This window comes from Ancylobacter sp. (assembly GCF_965249975.1).
GTDB lineage: Bacteria > Pseudomonadota > Alphaproteobacteria > Rhizobiales > Xanthobacteraceae > Ancylobacter.
The window spans coordinates 542756-563081 of sequence record NZ_CBDFNE010000018.1; the positions used below are offsets into that span (position 1 = coordinate 542756).

18 protein-coding genes and 1 pseudogene are annotated in these 20326 nt (G+C 60.9%); 13 read left to right on the plus strand and 6 right to left on the minus strand.

The features are described 5' to 3' along the window. The first annotated feature begins 52 nt into the window (after positions 1–52). The 5 genes from ACP2AH_RS15470 (at position 53) to ACP2AH_RS15490 (ending at position 5251) form a co-directional block, all read left to right on the plus strand. The gene (locus tag ACP2AH_RS15470) at positions 53–244 is read left to right on the plus strand and encodes a hypothetical protein (protein WP_425106618.1); all 192 of its coding nucleotides are present in this window, start codon (positions 53–55) and stop codon (positions 242–244) included. A gap of 666 nt (positions 245–910) precedes the next feature. Next, positions 911–2089 carry an SIR2 family NAD-dependent protein deacylase gene (locus ACP2AH_RS15475; RefSeq protein ID WP_425106619.1) on the plus strand — a complete coding sequence of 393 codons (1179 nt, stop codon included), beginning with the start codon at positions 911–913 and terminating at the stop codon, positions 2087–2089. Further along, positions 2076–3974, plus strand: a complete 1899-nt coding sequence (locus ACP2AH_RS15480; protein ID WP_425106620.1) for an ATP-binding protein — start codon at positions 2076–2078, stop codon at positions 3972–3974. Before ACP2AH_RS15475 ends, ACP2AH_RS15480 begins: the two co-directional genes overlap by 14 nt. Before the next feature lie 3 nt (positions 3975–3977). Continuing rightward, positions 3978–4196, plus strand: coding sequence for a KTSC domain-containing protein (locus ACP2AH_RS15485; RefSeq protein WP_425106621.1), 219 nt, complete (start codon positions 3978–3980; stop codon positions 4194–4196). Positions 4197–4213: 17 nt separating this feature from the next. Then, positions 4214–5251, plus strand: coding sequence for a hypothetical protein (locus ACP2AH_RS15490; RefSeq protein WP_425106622.1), 1038 nt, complete (start codon positions 4214–4216; stop codon positions 5249–5251). A 140-nt stretch (positions 5252–5391) separates the two neighbouring features. Here the strand turns inward: ACP2AH_RS15490 and ACP2AH_RS15495 are convergent, their stop codons facing one another. From ACP2AH_RS15495 to ACP2AH_RS15515, 5 genes are all read right to left on the minus strand, one after another. Continuing rightward, positions 5392–8250: a hypothetical protein gene (locus tag ACP2AH_RS15495; RefSeq protein WP_425106623.1), complete on the minus strand. Its 2859-nt coding sequence runs from the start codon at positions 8248–8250 to the stop codon at positions 5392–5394. 1018 nt (positions 8251–9268) lie between these two features. Continuing rightward, complete coding sequence (locus ACP2AH_RS15500) at positions 9269–9865, minus strand: 7-cyano-7-deazaguanine synthase (RefSeq protein WP_425106624.1); 597 nt, start codon at positions 9863–9865, stop codon at positions 9269–9271. Beyond that, the gene (locus tag ACP2AH_RS15505) at positions 9862–11064 is read right to left on the minus strand and encodes a PfkB family carbohydrate kinase (RefSeq protein ID WP_425106625.1); all 1203 of its coding nucleotides are present in this window, start codon (positions 11062–11064) and stop codon (positions 9862–9864) included. Before ACP2AH_RS15505 ends, ACP2AH_RS15500 begins: the two co-directional genes overlap by 4 nt. Then, the gene (locus ACP2AH_RS15510) at positions 11064–11291 is read right to left on the minus strand and encodes a hypothetical protein (RefSeq protein WP_425106626.1); all 228 of its coding nucleotides are present in this window, start codon (positions 11289–11291) and stop codon (positions 11064–11066) included. The genes ACP2AH_RS15505 and ACP2AH_RS15510 overlap by 1 nt, the downstream gene beginning before the upstream one ends. Positions 11292–11358: 67 nt before the next feature. Further along, a complete protein-coding gene (locus ACP2AH_RS15515; protein WP_425106627.1) occupies positions 11359–12213 on the minus strand; it encodes an endonuclease III domain-containing protein in 855 nt (284 codons plus the stop codon). A 541-nt stretch (positions 12214–12754) separates the two neighbouring features. On the opposite strand from ACP2AH_RS15515, the gene ACP2AH_RS15520 reads away from it, so the two are divergent. The 4 genes from ACP2AH_RS15520 to ACP2AH_RS15535 all read left to right on the plus strand — a co-directional run bounded on the left by ACP2AH_RS15520 (position 12755) and on the right by ACP2AH_RS15535 (position 16549). Next, a complete protein-coding gene (locus ACP2AH_RS15520) occupies positions 12755–14161 on the plus strand; it encodes a hypothetical protein (RefSeq protein WP_425106628.1) in 1407 nt (468 codons plus the stop codon). Positions 14162–14236: 75 nt separating this feature from the next. Beyond that, positions 14237–14404: a hypothetical protein gene (locus ACP2AH_RS15525; RefSeq protein ID WP_425106629.1), complete on the plus strand. Its 168-nt coding sequence runs from the start codon at positions 14237–14239 to the stop codon at positions 14402–14404. 3 nt (positions 14405–14407) lie between these two features. After that, positions 14408–15838 (plus strand): deoxyguanosinetriphosphate triphosphohydrolase family protein, encoded by a 1431-nt coding sequence (locus tag ACP2AH_RS15530; RefSeq protein WP_425106630.1) that lies wholly within the window; start codon positions 14408–14410, stop codon positions 15836–15838. A gap of 123 nt (positions 15839–15961) precedes the next feature. Continuing rightward, a complete protein-coding gene (locus tag ACP2AH_RS15535) occupies positions 15962–16549 on the plus strand; it encodes a VUT family protein (RefSeq protein WP_425106631.1) in 588 nt (195 codons plus the stop codon). A 111-nt stretch (positions 16550–16660) separates the two neighbouring features. Here ACP2AH_RS15535 and ACP2AH_RS15540 read toward each other — a convergent pair. Then, positions 16661–17335: pseudogene (locus ACP2AH_RS15540) on the minus strand (integrase core domain-containing protein). Between the two features lie 434 nt (positions 17336–17769). Between ACP2AH_RS15540 and ACP2AH_RS15545 the strand changes: the two are divergent. From ACP2AH_RS15545 to ACP2AH_RS15560, 4 genes are all read left to right on the plus strand, one after another. Further along, entirely contained in the window at positions 17770–17970 is a 201-nt protein-coding gene (locus tag ACP2AH_RS15545; RefSeq protein WP_425106632.1) for a hypothetical protein, read from the plus strand. Between the two features lie 111 nt (positions 17971–18081). Further along, positions 18082–18291 carry a hypothetical protein gene (locus ACP2AH_RS15550; protein WP_425106633.1) on the plus strand — a complete coding sequence of 70 codons (210 nt, stop codon included), beginning with the start codon at positions 18082–18084 and terminating at the stop codon, positions 18289–18291. Positions 18292–18581: 290 nt separating this feature from the next. Beyond that, positions 18582–19199 carry a tyrosine-type recombinase/integrase gene (locus ACP2AH_RS15555; RefSeq protein WP_425106634.1) on the plus strand — a complete coding sequence of 206 codons (618 nt, stop codon included), beginning with the start codon at positions 18582–18584 and terminating at the stop codon, positions 19197–19199. A gap of 109 nt (positions 19200–19308) precedes the next feature. Next, positions 19309–20325: a hypothetical protein gene (locus tag ACP2AH_RS15560; RefSeq protein WP_425106635.1), complete on the plus strand. Its 1017-nt coding sequence runs from the start codon at positions 19309–19311 to the stop codon at positions 20323–20325. The last annotated feature ends 1 nt before the right edge of the window (position 20326 follow it).

Below are 20326 nucleotides of genomic sequence, written 5' to 3' on the forward strand. Positions count from 1 at the left end.
CCCGCATGCCGATATAGCGGAGCTCTCTCGGCGCTGCCTGCATAAATAGTCCGTGGATGAACTGGTTATCGTCAATCGGCCCCAGATTCCGATCAAACGACGTGATCTCGCGGCGATGGCGCCCTTTAGCGATGCACTCGGTCATGCGACGGGCGAAGTCGAGCCGGTGCTCAAAGTCGGATTGGATGCTAAGCCACGTCTGGCGCGCTTTATCGATATCCACCGTGTGCGTCTGATGAGCTGAAACTTCGATGAATGACGCGATCTCGGAAGGCGAAAAGCTGAACGCAGCAGGGATCTCGCTGGATAGTCCCAATTTGGCCCGCCCTTCGGCGAGATTGCAATCGATGCAGATAAGCGCGCGCTCAAACCTCTCCACTAGTTCAACGAGCGCGGCGCCGGCTCGATCGTTCCCGATATTGATGTAGCGGTCTTCTCCCCGAGGAATTTTTGTTCGGAAGTGTGCTTTGACGTGATCCGCTAGGTGATCGTGGTGGACCTCAAGGCGGCAGAGCAATAGCTCTGCGGAGGTCTTTCGCGCTATGTGCTGCTTTGACCGTCCACAGCAGGGGCAATTCCAACCCGTCCACGTTGCGGCCCAGCCGCGATTGAGGTCAAGCTTAGAGACCCCGAACTGGAGCAGAAGCGCCTTAGTCTGCTCGCTCCAACGCCCGTCACGTCTGAAAGCGACCTCAGCAAGCTCATCGTCGGACAACTGGTCAACATCGGGAACCACGATTGTGATCGGAGATTCAGCTCTGCCTAATTCCGTCATCACCATCACCCCCCTAAGGCCATAGGCCTGTTTACGCTGCGGACAGCCATCCGAGCAACGTCAGTGAAGCGTTGCAACTTTGGGGAGGATGCCGATACCCTGACGTCACATCGCCAATGCGCGACGGGGGAGCTCTTGGAACACGAAGCTGGTCGCCAGATTCACTACGTCCAACAGGCTTTGGCTCAGAATAAGCGGCCAGTCGGCTTCTTCATCGGCGCTGGCTGCCCGCTCTCCATCCGAGCCGGTGGAAAGCCGTTGATTCCGGATGTGGCCGGCCTGACTGCCATCATCGGCGAGCGCCTCACGAGCGGCGCTTTGAAGGACGCCTGGGCAACCTTGCTGAAGGCCGTCATCGAAGACGCAGGGCAAGTTGACAATATCGAGTTCGTCCTGAGTTTTATCCGGCAATTGTGCGCGGTGGCCGGCCCGTCGGGCGTTCGCGGGCTTACGCGCCAAACACTGGCCGACATCGACAATGAGATCTGCTCGGTCATCAGCGCCGAGGTAGACAAGGCTCTTCCGGATCAGACCTCCGCCTATCACAATCTGGCAATCTGGGCGCGATCGATCAGGCGAGCGAAGCCCGTCCACATCTTTACGACGAACTACGACCTTTTGATTGAACAGGCGTTCGAGGAAACGGCCGCGCCCTATTTCGATGGGTTCATTGGCACCCGCAAAGCATTCTTCGACCTTGCCGCTGTCGAAGACGAGGACCTGCTCCCTCCGCGGTGGGCTCGCCTCTGGAAGATCCACGGCTCCCTCAATTGGCGGCTCACAGACAACGGCAAACGTGTTGTGAGATCATCCGAGGCTTTGGACAAGACAACCTCCTATCTGATCTACCCGTCGCACCTGAAATACGACCAGAGCCGCAAGATGCCCTATCTCGCGATGCTCGACCGGCTTAAGGCCTTCCTTCTCCAGCCCAGCGCCATCCTTTTCCTGTCGGGCTACTCCTTCAGCGACGAGCATATCAACGACATCATCTGTCGCTCACTTGAGGCCAACCCCACCGCGCAGCTGTTTGCATTCATCCACGGCGACCTAGCGAATGCACGGTATGACAAAGCGCGGGCCTGCGGCTGCGGCACGCCGAACCTCAGCGTTTTGGGAGAGTTCTCGGCCATCATCGGTCGCGTGGAGGGTCCGTGGAAAGCCTTGGCCGACGATCCCCCGGCGTCAATGCCCCCGGGGACTTTGGGCAAACATGCGGATGGGCGGACTCAGGTCGGCCTCGGAGATTTCGCTAAATTCGGCACCTTGATCCGATACCTGACCGGCGAGGCGGCAGACGATGCCGCAGCTTGAATCAACACTTCCGACCGTGATTGGCACGGTGCAAGATGTGAGCGGTACTACCGTCAGCGTGACGCTCGGCTCCGGCCAGCAGTCCGGTCTGACCTTTGTGAATGGTCAGGGCTACCGTATCGGCCAGATCGGCAGCTTCGTAAAAATTCCAGTGGGCTACACCGAGTTGTTCGGGATCGTCAGCCAAGTCGGAGCCAGCGCCGTTCCAGCCTCCCGGACCAGCGGCGAACTCAGCAGCTATCCATGGATGACGGTGCAACTGATCGGAGAAGGTCGAAAATCCGAGAGGTTTCAACGGGGCATTTCGCAGTACCCGACTATCGACGACGAGGTGCATCTCGTCGCAGAATCTGACCTCCAGGCGATCTATGGCCGCGTCGGGGCGACCAACAACTATGTGAAGGTCGGCCACATCACCGGTAGCGAGTCGATCGACGCCCTTGTCGACATCAACAAGCTTGTCACCCGACATTCCGCCGTGGTCGGCACCACGGGTTCAGGCAAATCGACTACCGTAGCCGGCGTTCTCTCCGCGCTCTCCGATCCCCAACGGTTTCCATCTGCCCGTATCGTGGTGCTCGACCTGCACGGCGAGTACGGCAAGGCGCTTGGCGATCGCGCGAATGTTTTCCGGATCAATCCCGACGCCGCAGTCGATAATGAGATCGCGTTGCGCATCCCATACTGGGCGCTGAACTTCGATGAGATGCTGCGCCTTACATTCGGCATACTGCCGGCGGACGGCAAGGCTCGCAATCTCATCCTGGAGCGGGTGATCGCGGCTAAGGTCGCCTTCCTCAAGGCCCACCCCATACCCGGTATCGATGAGGCGACCGTCGGTGGCGACAGCCCTGTTCCCTTCTCCCTGAACAAGCTCTGGTACGACCTCTATTGCACCGAGTTCGGCACCTACAATCCGGCACTCGGCGACCCGATCAATCCAGCCAGCTGGACCTATGAGAAAGCCTCTGACGGGTCCGACATGGTCGGCGACGCGATGAAGGGTATTCCACCCCGCTTCCGGCGGATCAAGGATGTGCGCGGCGACGACGAGAAGATCCGCTATCTTCCGGATTCCCTCAATATCGCCAACGCAGTCGAGAACCTTGGGTCCAAACTCCGGGTCTCTCGGTTCGACTTCCTTTTGAAGGCTGGGGACTGGCACCCCGCACTCGACGGCAAAGTCGAGAAGGATCTGCCGGAGCTTATCAAGCAGTGGATCGGCGGCGCCAACACGACCAGCATCATCGACCTCTCGGGCATTCCCTCATCGATGACCAACGACATCATCGGTGTTGTGCTGCGGGTGCTGTACGACGCCCTCTTCTGGGCACGTCAGCTGTCCGAAGGCGGACGAGAACGCCCTCTGCTGATCGTCATGGAAGAGGCTCACAACTACCTCGGCGGCACGGGCGACGGTCTGGCGGCGAGCATCGTGAAGCGGATTGTTAAGGAGGGCCGCAAGTACGGCATCGGAGCCATGATCGTCAGCCAGCGACCAGCTGAGATCGATCCGACGATCCTGTCTCAATGCGGCACCTTCTTTGCGCTGCGTCTCAGCAACTCGACTGACCGGTCCCATGTCACAAGCACCCTGTCGGATAACTTAGAGGGCTTGACCAACATGCTGCCGATCCTGCGAACCGGCGAAGCGATCATTCTTGGCGAGGCCGTCACCATGCCCATGCGCGCCTCGATCCACCCGCCACCGAAGAATCGCCGGCCCGACAGCGAGGATCCACTGGTGTGCGATGTTCTTTCGCCCGAAGAATCCCAATCCCCCGGAGGATGGAACATTCGCCTCAACGCTGACGCCTCCTACGAGGACTTCGTCCGAGTGTGGAGGCAACAGAACCCTTCTCTCAAGCCCCCTGTCGAGACCTGAGCCATGGCCTTCCGAGAGTTTTCGTCCTTCACCTCGTCCAACATCCGGTCGATCGCATACGACGCGGACAGCTCAACCCTTCGGGTCAGCTTCCTCAACGGCGGCATCTACGAATACTACAGCGTTCCCTCGCGCGTGGCCGACGAGTTCGAGCGCGCCGCCTCGAAAGGAACCTTCCTCGCTGCTCATATCAAAGGGCTGTATCGCTACAGCCGGGTCTGATTCGTGAGGGACTAACCATGGCGACCATATCCCTCGATCAGCAGCGCCGTCGGGTCGCGGTCTCGTCGTTTGAACTCTCGAACGACGTAGTCTTCGCCTTCTTTGATCGGCTCCCGGCCGCCGAGCGTGACGAGAAGCTTCATCGTGCTATCTACATTGGGGTGCTCGCCCTGATGGAGGATCGGCTTTCGACCTTCCTCTCCCAAACTGCCAATGGCCTCGGCGCGGAGCTGGAAAGCCTGAAGCTAATCTTCGACATGAAGCAGGAGCTGTTCTACAAGAGCGCAGTCAAGGGTGCTCATGCGGAGGTGGAGATCGCCGAGTTTCTTGGCGAACTCGTCAAATCGCGGCGCTATGACGACAGTGTCTATCTGACCGGCAGCACGTCCGGGCTGCTCCCACGAAACAAGACCGGCGACATTCTCTGCGAGATAAGCGGACGATCGGATGTCCGGATCGCAATCGAATGCAAATTCGACAAGGGAATTCGCCTCGGAGACATCCGCACAAAGGATGTTTTCGCGAAGTCCTCCGACACCTGCTGGAGTCAGTTGATCGAGGCCCAGGCCAACCGCGAGGCGCAGGCCGGCATCATCGTTCTGGATGTCGCCCTCGCCGACAGTTCCGTGCTCGCCGAGGTGAACGACCTTCGCTTTGTCCCGGGCGTCGGCTTTATCGTTATCGTGGACACCGCCCGCGGCGACTACCGCAACCTCGCGATCGCTTACGCACTGGCGCGGGATCTGGTCCTTCGCCCAACTGATGCGAGCGTCGATGTCGATATCCTCTCAATCATCGTTGCACGTACCATGAAGGATCTCACGGACGCCGCCGCCATCCGAACGCTAGTCATGGCGAATATCGACAACGCCAAGGCAATCCTGGCGCGGCTCGAGAAGGGCATGCTCCTGATGGAGTTCAACGGCCGCTACCTGGCCAAGTTCATGAAGGACGGGACATTGTCGAAGCAGGACCTAATGAGCTTCTACGCTGGGGAAGACATTCGCGACAGGTTCCGCTCCATCGATCAAGAGATCAAGGGGCTCGGCAACTAGCCGCCAGCTAGGAAAAAAGGTCCGCAGACGCCACCGCGGTCCCGCAACGGCCAGTTGGCTTTCCCGCATAGGATCGGATTTTGAGAATGCTCAATTATTTCGAAATGGCGTGATTGGAAAGCGGTTTGCACTGCCGGCGACTAGTGAACCCGCCCTCCTAAGCCCCCGGCCTGCTCCCTAAGGCGGTTGTGCAGCGCCAGAAGGCGACCTTCGAGCTTAGGCTTCCAGTTCACGGCGTGGTCGAAGCCGTGCACGACGCTAGGCGGCAGCGCCCGGCGCAGCGAAGCTCGCTGTTGCGCGGCGAGCACGCCGAGCACAATGGCTACGGTAGCGAAGAGGTTCGTCGCGCCCGGCGCGCCCTGCGCGATATGGCGTAAGGCTCGCGCGAGGTCGTCGGCTCGAAGCGGCTGCAGCTGCACGAGATCAATCAACAACGGCGTCGCCGAGCCCTCGCCGACGTGCCGATCCAACCAAACGGCCGCAGCCTCGACCACCCTTGTATCATCGCTCTTTCTCTTGAGCAGTGGGGATAGGACTTCCTGCCCGCCTCTCAATCCCGGATGCTGTTGTATCAGCGCCAACGCGCGCTCAGCATACAGCCACCATCGCGAGCCGTTGAGTTGATCACGGTAGATTCCAGCCGCGCAGAGCGGGTCTGAGCAGTGCTCCAGCCATTGGTCTTGAAGCTGGTAGAAAGCTCTGGTGCGATGGAAACTCGCGAGTTTGCCAAGCACGGGGCCGCTAACGGGATCGCTGAGGAAGCTCTTGACGAACTCGATGGCGATTGCCCGCACCCAAGAAGGCGCGTTCTCGTTCAGAACCCTCGCAAGCACCTCTCCCGCTTCGCGACGGGTCGAGTTTCGCGCGAGCCACGCAAGGGCGATGTTGGCGCTTTCGCCTCGAAACCCCCGCGACAGAACACCGATGGCGAACTTTACCGCCGCGATATCCGGTCCCGCGTTACGTAGGTGTTTAGCGGCTTCGCGCGACGCTCCATCGTCCGTTCTTTTGCCAATAGTGAGAAGTGCAACAGCGACTTCCGACCTTATGTCAGTGGCGATACTCTGACACGCTAGGAACTGCCGGCCGGCCTCCCGCAGATCGGCAAGCGTCAGCACGGTTAATCGCCGGTTGAGCGCCGTGACCAGCCATTGTCGAAATAGGTGCGCTCGTTTCTCGAAAGGACAGGCCTGCTCGAAGGACCGGTAGATCGTGTCGAAAAGCACCACCTCAGTCGCGCCGTCGCCGCTGCGATCTAGGCGAGCCTTTATTGATCGGGCGTTCATAACTTCGCCGAGGATCGTCCGGACGGCGATATGGTCTCCCGCGTCCAATCGGATCGCCATAACCCGGCCGAGATCACGGCCCCAAGTTTGGGCTAAACCGGTACCGTCCAGCCCATCCACGTAGAGCGACCACGTCGCTTCTGCGTGCGCCAGCAAGATGCCGTCTTCTCCCTCAATCGGCGAAAGGTCAATGTCGGGGTGATCTCGGGTGAAGTCGCGTAGGTCGGCGTGGCTGACGAGAGAGCTGGGCGCCGGAAGCCCCAAGGCATTGACTGCGAAGGCTGCCCTCAGGTTTCTCGACATCGCGGCAGAGCGCGGATGCGCGTCCGAGCTAGCCAATGTCAGTTTTCCAACATATTCCGACAGCGTCGTGCCAGCCTGAACGGAAACCGGAAAGGGGCGGTCCAATCTTTGCTCGGCCCATTGCCTCAACGCGTCGAAGTCCGCGCGCTCGGGGGGGCTGATAGGGACCCCGGTCAGAGCGATATGGCGACCGTGGCTGAACGCGCGCCCTCGCTCAGGCGTGCCGCAGGTGATCAGCCCGACGTAGTTCGATCCGCGGTAGAAGGCATTGTCAATGAGCGAGTCGAGTTCTGCGACATCCAGCGACGAGCCTAGGTCGTCAAGGAAGCCGATCTCTGCCTGGTTGGGAGTGTCCGTCGACCATGGGCTCGCTGTTTCTAGCCAAGTCGAGAGCTCGCCTCTGGGCTTAAGCTCAGTGACCGACGCAAGACGTCCGCGAACAGCGATAAGGGCTTCCAGCAATTGTAGGGTAAGGATCGATTTTCCGTCGCCGGATCGGCCCTCGAGCCAGAGGATTGGGAGCCGACGCTCATCCGCCTCGAAGCTCTTTTCAAGGTTTGACAACCAAGTGTCCGTCGCGGCTATTAGCGGCGCCAGTGTTCCAGGACGCGATAGGAATCGGCCATCGACGAGTTCGTTCAGACGAGGCCTAGCTCCGATGAAGAGCGCGGGCTTGTCGGCCTTTCGGTGCGCAAACAGGTTTGGGGTTAGGAGGCGACCGGTCGCTTTGTCATCCGGGCGTGCCAGCGCCCGGATGTCGGATAGCGCCTTGTGCAGCGCGTATTCCACTCCATCCCTGTCCCGTCCGTCGAACGCATCGAATAGGGTCCCAAGGATGTCCCTTGCGACCTTGTCTGGATCGCCGACCCCAGCCTCCAGTAGGGTTCGTCGGAGTGTAAGGCCCGGATTGCCGACGACCTTCACCGGATGGTCCGAGTTGAATCGAGCGAGGACCATATTCAGGTCATCAAGGGCGTGGGGCTCGATCCCAAATACATCACGGGCGGTCAAGTCGGCTGGCGTCAGGCCGGCGTCGTCGCACTCGCAGATCACCTGAAACTCAAGCGTATCCGCGAGGGTCGGCGAGCAGAGGGCTATGATCTTGCAGGCCTCGGCAACTGCGCTCGCGAGCGTTGCGCGCGTCAGGGTGCGCTTTACTTGCGTTAGCCGGATCTTGGCGCCGACCTCGGACAAATCGCTGATCGTCTCCACGGAAAAGGCGTCTGCCCTTCCCTCGATCACGGACCGTCGGACGAAACGCTCAAATGCGACCGTCGCCTGGATTGAGAAACCGCTCAACGACCACCAGCCCCCCGCGGACCGTCTCGGCTCCTCCATTGACCAGAGTTGACGCAGCTCGGCATGATTATTGGCCCGGGCGGCGCCCGAGGCGGTCTTGATCTTCGTCAAAATAGACGCCCCTCAGTACGCAAGCTGCTCGGTCCGTGTGGTTCCTTTATATGTTGGTAAGCGCCGTCGCGTTAAGAGCGACGGGCGGCGATTTGCCCGGCTTAGCAGGATCTCAAGTGGTTGCTGTCGCCATGCGGCGTCAGCGCTGCCGCGAAAAAGGTTAGTTATTAGATTACCTCTTTCTTTCCGCCGAAGTGCGATTTCCACATCTGATCGGCGTAATTTGAGAAAAAACGACATCTTTGTCGTCATCGATCACCTGTTGATCGCTAACGGCGTTCTTATGAGGGGCGATAACGACATCAACTTAGAATCGCGTCTGCTATGGGCTGGTGGGTCGACTGCGGCAGTTGCTGGTTAACGCGATCGCGACGAAACCTGGATCCCGCCAACCGAGAGGAAGCGGTTGCCAGGAAATCCGATGGACCGCATGTACTCACCGCCGGAGAAACCAAGAATGTTCGCCGATAGGCCGAGCCACTCGGCCACGAGGCCCATAGTGCTGGCGAGGGCGCCCGAGTCCCGCCACACTAGGCTCTCTGGATTAGAGTAGGCTGCTTCGGCCTTATCCATGTCGGCCACGAACCTAAGCGTGCAACCTGCAGCCTGTGGAAGCAGGCGGACCACGTCCGCTAGGTTTCGACCTGCGGAACTCCCGCGATTGTTGAGCACAGCGAATGCATGCCTGGGTAGGTATAGCTTCGGCGGGCCGTCATCCTCGCACATCTGGCAGACTACTTGGATGCAATGAAGCCCCCCCGCCGATGGCGACGCTCGCCGTTCAATCTCGATACCTGCCCGTCCTATACCATCGGTCGCCATGGTCCTGGCCGAATACCAGAGCAGCGACTCAATATCGGACCAGGCGAGAGGCCCGCCGACGCTTGATCGGCGGGCCTGGAGCACTCCCAGAAATCTGTGCTCATGCGCCACCGCTGGCGGTTCCAGCACCGAAAGTGTGCAGTCGGGCGGGAGCCACGCGACCCATTCGCCCGGTGGGGTCAGTGGTCGAGGATCGTCAGTGAGGAGTCCAGCCAAGGGCCTGCCACGTGTTGAAGTGCTTGGTGCAGCCGCGACACCTGCCGCAGGCGAAGTTGCCGGTATGGCAGGAATGCGCCCAGGCAAGTGTGCCTTGGTCGATACCAGATCGACGTACCAATTCGACCGCATCGAATTTGATGGCGGGAGCCTCGACGACTATCCCGCCCTCCTGCATGGCCATGAGCTGCGAGGCCAATTCCACGAACGCGGGCCGACCGTCGGCGTGGGCGCCATCGGTGGCCAGAGCGCCAATCAGCAGCCGCGACACGCCCCTGCGCACCGCCGCCATTCCGGCTAGCGTGACAAGCAGTTGGTTCCTGAAGGGCCACCATTCCGACACCGGCGCCGCGGCGTCGGGCGCGGTACCGGCCATGTCGCCCGAACCCAGGGATGAGCAGTCGACGCGGATCACCTCGTGCGAGATGCCGAGCAGTTGTGTCACGTGGGCGGCAGCGACGATCTCGGCTTCGGCCGGCTTCTGGCCGTAGTCGATTGTTAATGCGACCTCGGGCCGGAGCCACCAGGCAATGCTAATGGAGTCCATGCCGCCGGACAGGAGTAATGCGGTCGTCAACTTGGCAGCCTCCAGACGGCCTGGTAGATGGCGGTCGCGAAGTCGCTCGTCACGGTCGCCCCCGACCCGACGAACATCTTGAGATCCTCCTCCCGAGCATTCTCGGCCAACGCGACGACCGGGATGCCCCTGCGGATGGCATAGCCCGCCTCGAAGACGGTCCCGGGGTCCATGCCGTTGAGGATCGCCAGCAGCACATCGCTGTTCTCGATGCCGGCGAGATCCGCCGGAGCAACAATTTCGGCGGAACCGGGCCCGACCTCGTGGATGGGCGAGAATACCTGGGCACCTGCTTGCAGCAGGGCACGCCTGACCTCCTCCACCAGCCAACGCTGCCCGAGGTCGAAGAACGGCGCCGCTAAGTATATTCGACCCGCCCCCGGGCGCACCTGCTCGAACGGCATCGTGGCGAGTGTAGCGGCGTCTGGTGTGGGAAGAGCGCGATTCCCACAGTACCATGCGGTGGCCCGCGACGCGACGTCCGCCGCGGTTTCGGGCGCCAATCCCGCCAGGGCCCACATCGCAGCGAACGTCGCCGAGAACACGTCGCCAGATCCCAACTTCCAGACGCGCTCCGATCGATAGAGGGGGATTTCCCATGTCTGATCCGGAGTGATCACTCGTGCGCCCAACGCGCCCATCTTCAGCACAACCACCTCGGCGCCGTCATTCTTGAACAGCCAGTCGGCGCCAGCGTGAGGATTGTCCTCGCCGGTGATTGTGCGCATCTCGAGCTTGTTGAGAACCACCGCCAGCCTGTTGGCCGACGAGCCGTTGGCAGTAAAGGCAGCAGCGTCGAAGGCGGATTGCGGATCGTATACAGCGATGTCGGCGGCGACGACGGCATCGCCCTCAAGCATGCCGTAGCGGAGGACCACCTCGTCGTTAACAGCGAGCGGCGGTCGCAAGCCCATAAAACCAATCGGTGGCGATATGACCGGGTCGCTCAGTGTGTGGGCGTAGTCAAACGACACCAGGAAAGGCAGATTTGTGGCTACCAGCTCGAAGTCAGCGAGCTCGGCGAGCAGCTCTACTTCACTCCGAGCCCGCTCGCCCATATAGGCGTGCAACCGCTTCCGCGAAGCTTTGACGGTGCAGAGTGCCTGGGCGGCGCGACCGGCGGATCCCAAGACTGCATCCCAGGTCGGTTGCAGCGCGCGCTCGCGGTAAATGCCGCCGACCACCGAAAGGCCACGCATCAGGCGGGTGCCACCTCGACGGTGTAGACGCCGCCAGTTATGGCTAACACCTTCGCCGTGTAGACCACGCCACGCTGGACGATGCAGTTGATGACTTGCGTATAGCCCAGAAACGTCAGGGAACCGCCGATGCGCCCCATCGCGTCACGAACGACAAGCGTGCTGGTCGAGCCAGTGGGGATAACGTCGACCGCAAGAACCATACCAATAAAGACAGGCCCCAGCACGGAAGGCTTGGGGCTGTTGATGGGGGCGTTGTACGTCTGGCCGCAAGAGTCCGGCCCCCCTCCGATACTAGGACTTAGATCGTCCCTGCTCGATCCACCTCCCCCGGACATGCTCTCTTCCCCATCGTGCGTCCCCGATAGAACTCGGATTCGACGCTGGCCGCAAGCCCGCGAGCGACGGGCCGATCGATCGCATCGTTCGCCACATCAGTGCATCGAGCAAGGAAGCGCGAGTGCCGGCCGCCCGGCAGAACGCGATGAAGCGGGATTCGAGCTTCGCATAGTCCCTCGCCGGTGTCGCGCCGGCGCCGAATATCCCCATATGGATGCACGCCCGCACAATATGGACATCGAGTATCGCGACCTCGTCGCTCGCCCTACGGTTCCGGACGATCCAGGATGCCGTTTTGGGGCCGATCCCCGGTAGCAGTGTCAGTGCATCCCTGAGCGAGATATCGTCCAAAGCCGCCTCGTCGAAATCCGCGATCCTTGCGAGGCACTCCCCCAGCTGCCGCGACCTTTGCTTAGCGAAGCGATACCGTACCAACCTGTCACCTACCTTCAGAGGGGTCGTTAGCATCGACTCAATGGCGCCACCATTCACGCCGGCAGTGCCGCGCATCGCCTGCCGTACCCTCCCATATGCTGCGAGACCGACTTCGGCGGGTGCACCATGCCCGCCGAGCAGACAGGCAGCCACTTCTTCCGCCAGCGTATTCCCGAGGCCGAACGCCTCGCCCCCGGCCAATTCCTGCATCCAGGCCTGGGCGGCCCAGAACGCGGGGGTCAGCGCTTCGTCAAATCGGCCCCAAGCCACTCCCGGCAGCACAGCCTCCGCCGGATCGGGGAGGAGGCGTCTCACGGGAGTGCCATTGTAAAGGGAGATGACGTGTTGCATAAAATGTTCCAGATATTTATGCATTGTATGCGTCCCGTGAAACACAGGTCAATGCAAGAGACGGATATCATCGATGGCGTGAAGGCCGCCCTAAGGACCACTCGCACTCGACAGCGCGAGTTGGCGCAGTTCTGCCACGTGACTCAGGGGCACGTGAGCAAGGTTCTTTCGCGCAAGGTATCTCCCTCCGCCGGCCTTGAGGCCGACCTAGCGGACTGGCTCGCGAGATCGAGCACGCCAGCGCCACCGGCCAACTCAGGGTTGGAAGAGGCCATGGCCCGTCTCCGGAACGCACCGGAAGAGCAACGAATGCATATTTTACATATTCTCACGAGCCTCTCGGCGCTTGTATGATCGAGGCGCGCGCGACGACTTTGGGTTACGAGAATCGTTGCCCCTACGATCAGCGGGGCGGCGCCGCAAGACGCCAGGCCGTCGCAGGGCCGTCTTTTGCACGTGCAAAAGACGGCGGTCGGTTTGTCAATCGCCAAGGGAATGGTTACCGTCCCAGACGTGAAATCAATGACCGGCGAGACCTGAAGACCATGTTGGATCGCAAGCACCAATGATCCATTCCGGAACCCTGCCTCAACTCGCCCCGCCTGACTTCCGGAAGGACGCCACGCTGGACAGACTGGCGGAGAGGTTCAACGTCGCCCAATTCGTGAGTTTCTCGCCTTCCGCCTCGGGTCCGCGGCAGGAATACTGTCGGCTAGCAGGGTTGCCGGCCAACCATCGGTTCGCCAGTCCCTCGCAAGCGGTGCAGGCGCTGTTCGAACGCAGCGCGGAAGGCACGGTCAATATCCGCACCTTCAGCGAAGCCTCTTCGCAGAGCCGCGAGTTCCTTTACGCACTCAAGGACTCACAGACTGTCCTGATGGCGCTCGCCCGCTTCGCCTCGGAGGGAAGCTTCGCGATAGTTAACGAGACCATCGACGTGTCCGATGGCGGCGTCTCTGGCGTAATCCTCGACGGCGTCGTGGAGTTCCGTCCCGACGCGACGCCCCGTGGCGTCGAGCGGGAGGGTTTTGCCTCCCTACCCGCCGCATGGGCGGACGCCGCCTTCCACGCCGTCTTTGGCTTCGGGCCCGAAGTAGTCCATGGCGAGGCGGCTCGCCTCGAGTTCAGCCTTCACCCCGCCCCGCGTGGATATCGGCAGTCTCACGTGCTCTATTGGGAGCTTGGTGCCCACGAGACCCTGCCCGGCAATCGGGTGGACATTCGGTGGCCAAACGATTTTTCACGAATGATGGGCGACAAGGCGTTTGGCCTGCTCATCGCGCACTTGGCTGGTTTTCGGGTTCCGCGGAGCACGGTAATTGGCCGGCGCTTGGCCCCATTCGTTTTCGGCACGCCGACCGGGTCTAAGGAGATTTGGACCAGGACTTGTCCGGTGGAACAGGTGCCGGGCAAGTTCACAACTGCACGAGGATGGTTGGACCCATTCTCCTTACTCTCTAGGGAAGATCCCGAGGGCTCCACGATCGTATCGGTGCTGGCCCAGGAGGCCGTGCCGGCCGTCTGGTCGGGCGCGGCGGTGCAGGGGGCCGACGGCATGCTCTATGTGGAAGGCACCAGTGGCACTGGCGTGGACTTCATGCAAGGCGCCACGCCGCCGATGGCGCTTCCGGACGCGGTAGTGGCGACCGTCCGCGCCACGCACGCCCGTCTCGTCGCCGCGGTTGGCGACGTCCGCTTTGAGTGGGCGTTCGACGGCCATCAGGTATGGGTTATGCAATTGCACCGTGGGGCCAGCCGTTCGGTCGGCTCGATCATAGTTCCCGGCGAGGCGAGCGAATGGGCGGTATTCGACGTGTCGGAGGGTCTCGAGGCGTTGCGGCTGCGGGTACAGTCGCTTCCGACCGGCCACGGGCTCCTGCTGCGGGGCGAAGTCGGCTTGACGAGCCACGTGGCCGACGTCGCCCGAAAGGCCGGGGCGCCGACGCGCATGATCCGGGCGGACAAGGCATAGCCAAGGCCGTCGAGCTAGAACATAATGGGAACATCCAGGGTCCAGCCTGGCTCTTCAACCAAGCGGAGAACTAAAATGGCGAACTTCCAGGCTGTCGTGCACGCAAGGCAGGATGCGAAGCGGGAACTGAGCACTCTGCGGGAGACGGTACGCATCCGAGCCGAGCAGCGTGCGCAGGAGAAGAAGGCACAGGATGCTGCCAAAGATGGCCAGCAGCACGGCCGCGTTAAGCAACCGGCCTAGACCATGTACACCGATGCGGACCGCAAGCGAGAAGTAGTCCTCGAGAGGGACGGCCACGAGAAGCAGTGGCGCGATGAGTTCAGCCGCGACTACGGGCGGATAATCCATTCCGCAAGCTTCCGCAGACAGCAAGGCAAGACCCAGGTCTTCCCAAGCAGGGAGTCTGATTTTTTCCGCAATCGGCTTACCCACTCTCTGGAAGTGGCGCAGATCGCTCAGGGCATCGCCGAACGCATCAATTACGATCACGAAAAAGATCTCGGCGGCAAGATCGACCCAAGGCTGTGCGCGACCGCCGGGCTCGTGCATGACATCGGTCACCCGCCGTTCGGCCACAACGGCGAGAGTGCGCTCGACAAGGCCATGCAACGCCACGGTGGCTTCGAGGGGAACGCGCAAACCCTGCGAATCCTGACGCGCCTCGAGAAGAAGTTGCGGTACGCCGAACCTTTGGTTGGGGACGACAGGGCGGGGCTCAATCTCTGCCATCGGACAATCGCGGCCACTCTGAAGTACGACAACGAAATACCGGCCATCCGGAAGGCGTCGGACAGCTTCGTCAAAGGCTACTACAGCTCGGAGAAAGTCATAATCGACCGGGTCAAGGCATCGGTGCTCAACGGCTATGTCCTCGGTCCTGAGGAGAAGTTCGGCACGATCGAATGCAGCATTATGGATCTGGCGGACGACATCGCCTACTCGGTCTACGACCTCGAGGACTGCTTCAAAGTCGGGTTCCTGACCCCCGCGGAGATGCTGGCGTCGGACGACGCCTTGCTCGGCGCGGTAGCGAAGCGGGCATCGAAGGCGATGAAGCGGATGGTGACCATCAATGAGATACAGGCCGTCTTCATGGAGATTTTCTCCGATATAATAGAGCAGCCGGCGGAGGATGCGGATTCGCCGCTCGACGGCATCGTGATCGAAGACGACATTGCCCAACAAGCGAAGCGTGACGAGAGCCTGCTGAGATTTGCCGAGGCCTACCGCACGTCCAAAGTCATGAGTGAGGATGGCTATAAGAGGACCGAGTTCTCATCGGAGCTTGTACACCAGTTCATCTCGGGGGTCGAACTCAAAGTCCACAAAGAGTGCCCATCGCTCAGCAAGGTATACCTTCCTGAGAAGCTCATGCTCCGCAAGGAAGCGTTGAAGCAGTATACGTTTGTGGCTGCAATCTATGCGCCGCGCGTGAAGCTGGGTGAATACAGGGGCTACGACCTCGTCACCGACATCTTCAAGGCCCTGATGGGTGACCGCGGTGATCTATTGATGCCCGCCGACGTTCGGGGGCGCATACGAGAGGCGCCCAATGTGAGCGTTAAGGCACGCGAGGTATGCGACTTCGTGGCCGGCATGACAGACAGGTACGCGATGGAATTCTGGGCACGCCTCAATTCTGACGCCGCCGAGAGCATGTTCAAGCCGATATGACTTGTGCTCGCGACGATACAACAGCCGAACAGCGGTCGCGGTTCAGCGGCATATCTCCATGCAGCGAGGCGCCCATCACACCCGCTGCTCGGCCAGCGTCGTCGCAGTGAAAGCCAAAAAACGATGTCGATTGCATCGGAACGCAAGCGTTGCAAGGCATTTAGGCCCGTCGGCGCAATGGCCATCGCGGCTTTCGTGCTCACCGTCCCCGCCGCAAACTGGATGGTACTAAATGTGGGAAGCACCTGTGTACCCGATGGGCCATGCCTGATCCCCGTGTGGCACGGTGTGATGGCCCCCTCGGGAGTGGCGTTGGCAGGGCTCTCCCTCGTACTGCTTGATCTTGTGCAGGAGGAAGTGGGCGTCAGATGGGCGCTCGCCGCGGTCATCGCCGGTGCGATCATCGCCGCCGTGGTGGCGACGCCCCAGCTCGCTGTTGCCTCAGCTTGCGCGTTCGTGGTGGCAGAGTTCGTGGATCTCTTGATCTACACTGCCCTGCGTGGGCGCGGATTTTTCGTCGCTTCCCTCACTAGCAGCATAGCTGGCCTTCTGCTCGACAGTTTGATCTTCGTGTGGGTGGCGTTCGGGAGCGCCGACTTGCTACTGGGGCAATCTTTAGGAAAGGCCTGGATGGTCCTGGCGGTCACGCCGATACTTTATTTAATCCGACGGGGCGCTTGGATCGAAGCGCGAGCGCGGCGGCCTGGCTAACGAACGGTCTCATCAACGGCCCATGCCGCAAGGCCGAGCGCCACGAAACCAAGGTTAGGACGCGGTCGCGGAGCTCTGCATATCTGTCTGCGCCAACGGCCTGGTTTCCATCTAGGTTTTCAGTCCCGGCATTTGATGGATTGGATCGAGGATGAATTTCTCCGGCTCTGAAGTCCAGCATTTGCAGATGAACTCGTAGGGCGTGAGCCCCCTGAGGGTCTTCAGGCGCCGGCCGAAATTGTAGGCGGCGACGAAGTCGGCGAGATGCGTTTCGAACGGGTGGTGATCGTCGTAGTGCAAGCGCTTGACGGTCGCTTCCTTGATGGTCCGGTTCATCCGCTCGACCTGGCCATTGGTCCAGGGGTGCCTCACCTTGGTCAGGCGGTGCTCGATGCCGTTCTCGCGGCATCGCATATCGAACATATGGGTGATGGAGCGGGCTGTCGGCCCGTCGGCATAGCGCGGCGGGAAGGCAGCGGCGCAGGGTTCAGCGGGTCAGGTGGGGGCTCGTCGCCTGCAGGGCATAGAGGCAGTTGTCGAGTGGCTGTAACGTATGCCGGCGGAAGGCAATGATGATCGCCTCTTCCTCGATCGACAGAACTGTCGATGTCGGCGCCCTCGGGCCGGTCGGCAGATCAGCAACCAAGGTCCGCTTCTTCCACTTGGCGACGGTCTTCTGATTGATCTGTAACGCCTCGCCAGCGCCCTCAGGCTCTCTTGACTATGCTGTGTCGCTCGACGGACTTCCTCAGTCGTCGTGGCTCTCCCGGGTAGAACTCGACCCATAGTGCCTCCATCCACTCCCGCAAAAAGACTGCGCCATCAAAGCCCGGGATCAAACAGAGCTCATCTGGCGCGAAAGGTACCGATAGCATTGCGCACCGTGCCACCCATGCTCCATGGCACAGACGAGCAAAACCGCCGATCCCACGACGGACTCTTCGCACCGCTTCTCATCTCGAATTCAAAAAGAGGCCGGACTTGTTGTGGTTGATCACTGCCTGCTCGCTAAGAGCGTTCCTATGTGGCGTCCTAAAACCGTCTTGAGACAATCTTATTTTTTCTATGTTCTTCGTGGGGTTCAATATTTTGGACGTCGCTAACGTTTTGGACCCTATCGGCCGGTGAGCTGATGGACCGCGTTTAATCCAAACCAACCACTCAATTGAGATGATCGTGATGAGGTTCGTCAGGCTTTTGCGACCACGCTGGGGGCGCCTTTGAACCTTGATCAGGCCGAGCCGATCTGCCTCATGGACGGCGTTCTGTACCGTGGTGCGGCCGCAGCCGGCGAGGGCGGCGATTTGGTCGATTGGCAGAGCGCACCGACCGCGATGCTTCACCTCGCCGGCGATGATCGCAAGAGCAGCGCGCTGTCCCTCTGTGAACCGACTGCGCAGCTTTTCCGGCAGAACGCCTGAGCCACCCAAAGTGCGACGACGGCGTAGGGATGCTTGCTTATCCGGTGACCGCTGGGGACGACGAGGCGTGAAGCCGTGCCGGTTTCGCAGCGAAGGAACATTCGCCGTCGCATGCTGAACCATCGTTCCCCGCCCTCGGCGCGCCTGGACCAAAGCGTAAAGGGTGGAGGCTTCGTCGTCGCTAAGTCGTCCCGCGCCATAATGCGCGGAAACCTGGCGATGCAGATCGTCAAGCTGTTCGGGGCGCACGACCCATATCGCGGCTTCAAAGCGGGCAGTGAGGTCGGTGCCAGCGCCAAGGTCGTCCTGGCTATGGTTTGACAAATTCGTTCTAAGTGCTTGAATTTCGATATCAGGTTTGACAGACGCGTCAGCGCCTAGCCCAAGAAAAACCTCAGATGTCAGCCGCCTGAAAATCGCAGTGTCGGCGGTTCGACTCCGTCCCTGGGCACCATCTACCCCCCGCCAGGGGTAACCGGAAGTGCGCTAAACTACTATAATCAAAAAGCTTTCGGCGATCGTCGCATTGGCGCGTATCGCCGGGCCCGTTGGCATTTTGGAACGTTTGTTGGCATCGTTCGGTACCAACTCACAGACCGGGTACCAACAAAATGCCCCTGTCAGATGCCGCCGTCCGCAATGCCAAGCCGAGCGCGAAGCCGCGCAAGCTCTCCGATGGCGGAGGATTGCACCTCCTCGTCACGCCAACCGGCAGTCGCCACTGGCGCCTTCAGTATCGCTTCGAAGGCAAGCAGAAGATGGTGACCTTCGGATCCTATCCCGTCGTCTCCCTTACTGAGGCTAGGGAGCGGCGGGACGCAGCTAAAAGATTGTTAGCAGCGGGACAGGACCCAAGGGTTGAGGCCCGATTGACGAAGCTCACCAAAAGCATCGTTGCCGCGAACACCTTCAATATGGTCGCGGACGAATATCTCGCCAAAATGGCTCGAGAACGTCGAGCCGACGCGACGATGGAAAAGACCCGCTGGCTCCTCGATCTGGCACGCGTCGACATTGGTGAGCGGCCAATTGCCGACATAAAGCCAATAGAGGTCTTGGCTGTGCTGCGCAAAGTCGAGCTGCGAGGCCGTTATGAAACGGCGCGTAGGCTTCCGCCTCGATTGATGTCGCGGCTGGATCGGCGGCGCGGGCCTCGCGGCGTGCCTGCACGTGCGAGAAATCTACGCCGCTGTGGAAATTTTTGTCATCCTTGGGTTCGTTCGCCTTGATCCACTGGACGAGCAGCACTCGCGCCGCCAGTTCGCCAAAATGTTCATCGGTCAGATATTCTCCCATTAGCGCGGCAGTCTCAGGCGCATTAATCGCCAAAAACGCGCGTTGATACTCGTGTATGTGCGGGTTTTGCGCTTCGTGTACGGCGTCGCGATCGTTCCAGCCGCTCGCACTCGCTCGTTCGCGGAAAGCCCGGTAGCGACGCAAGTTATCGTCGAGCAATCTCTTCAAGAGTGGAAGATGCGCGACGGACGGTGCCTGGCTCATCGTCGTTGCAATGGTAGCTACTCGCCTGCGCTTCTCATCCCCAGCGGCGAGCATGCGCTCGGCCCATTCACGTGCCAGCGCTCCTATTGTGGCCAAGCCTTCCTCATTGAAGGGGCGCGCCCGCTCATCGTCGCTATCGATCTCACGGGAAAACAGTTCGGCCAGTTGGGCAAGTTCCTCATTGTCGGCATTTGCCGCCCGCGCCTGAACGGCGCCCACCAAACTTGCGCCCGGCGTTTGGCCGAGACGGGCGCGCAGATCGTGATAGCGATCACCCGCCGTCTGGTTGTACTTCCCGCTGGCGTCGCGCACGACTTTCCCCGCGGCAAGATACCCGTCGATCAGCCGACCAACAGCGTTTGGTCCCAGCACCGATGCGGCGGCCTCGGCGCGAACGTCGTGGCGGCCTGTCTCTTCGAGGGCGATCCCGAGCAGCGCGTCGTCCTCAAGGGCAAATCCGGCGGCGGCAAGAATATTGTCCGCGCCGTAGAAGAGTTCGCGGTCCTCGCGCACGCGGCATATCAGCCCGTTAGCGAGAGCCCCCGGATAGCGCTTTCGCACTTCGTACAGCAGGCGCATTTCGCCATCGCGTTTCCGGTCGATCTCCATTTCGGCGATAATCTCAGCAACTTCGGCATCGTGATCATCTCCGCCGCGCGCGTAGACGAGCGTGCGCAGGCGCTGGAAGTGCGAAATGCCCGTGGCTTTGCGCCGTTCGTGCGCGCGCTGGAGTTCCCGCTGGACGGCTTGAACCGCAATGTCTTCGAGATGACCCTTTTCGGCGAGGATGTCGTAGGTCGCGTTGCCCGCGTCAGCGAGCAAGTTGGCAATGTGGCGATCCGCCCGTCGAAATGAG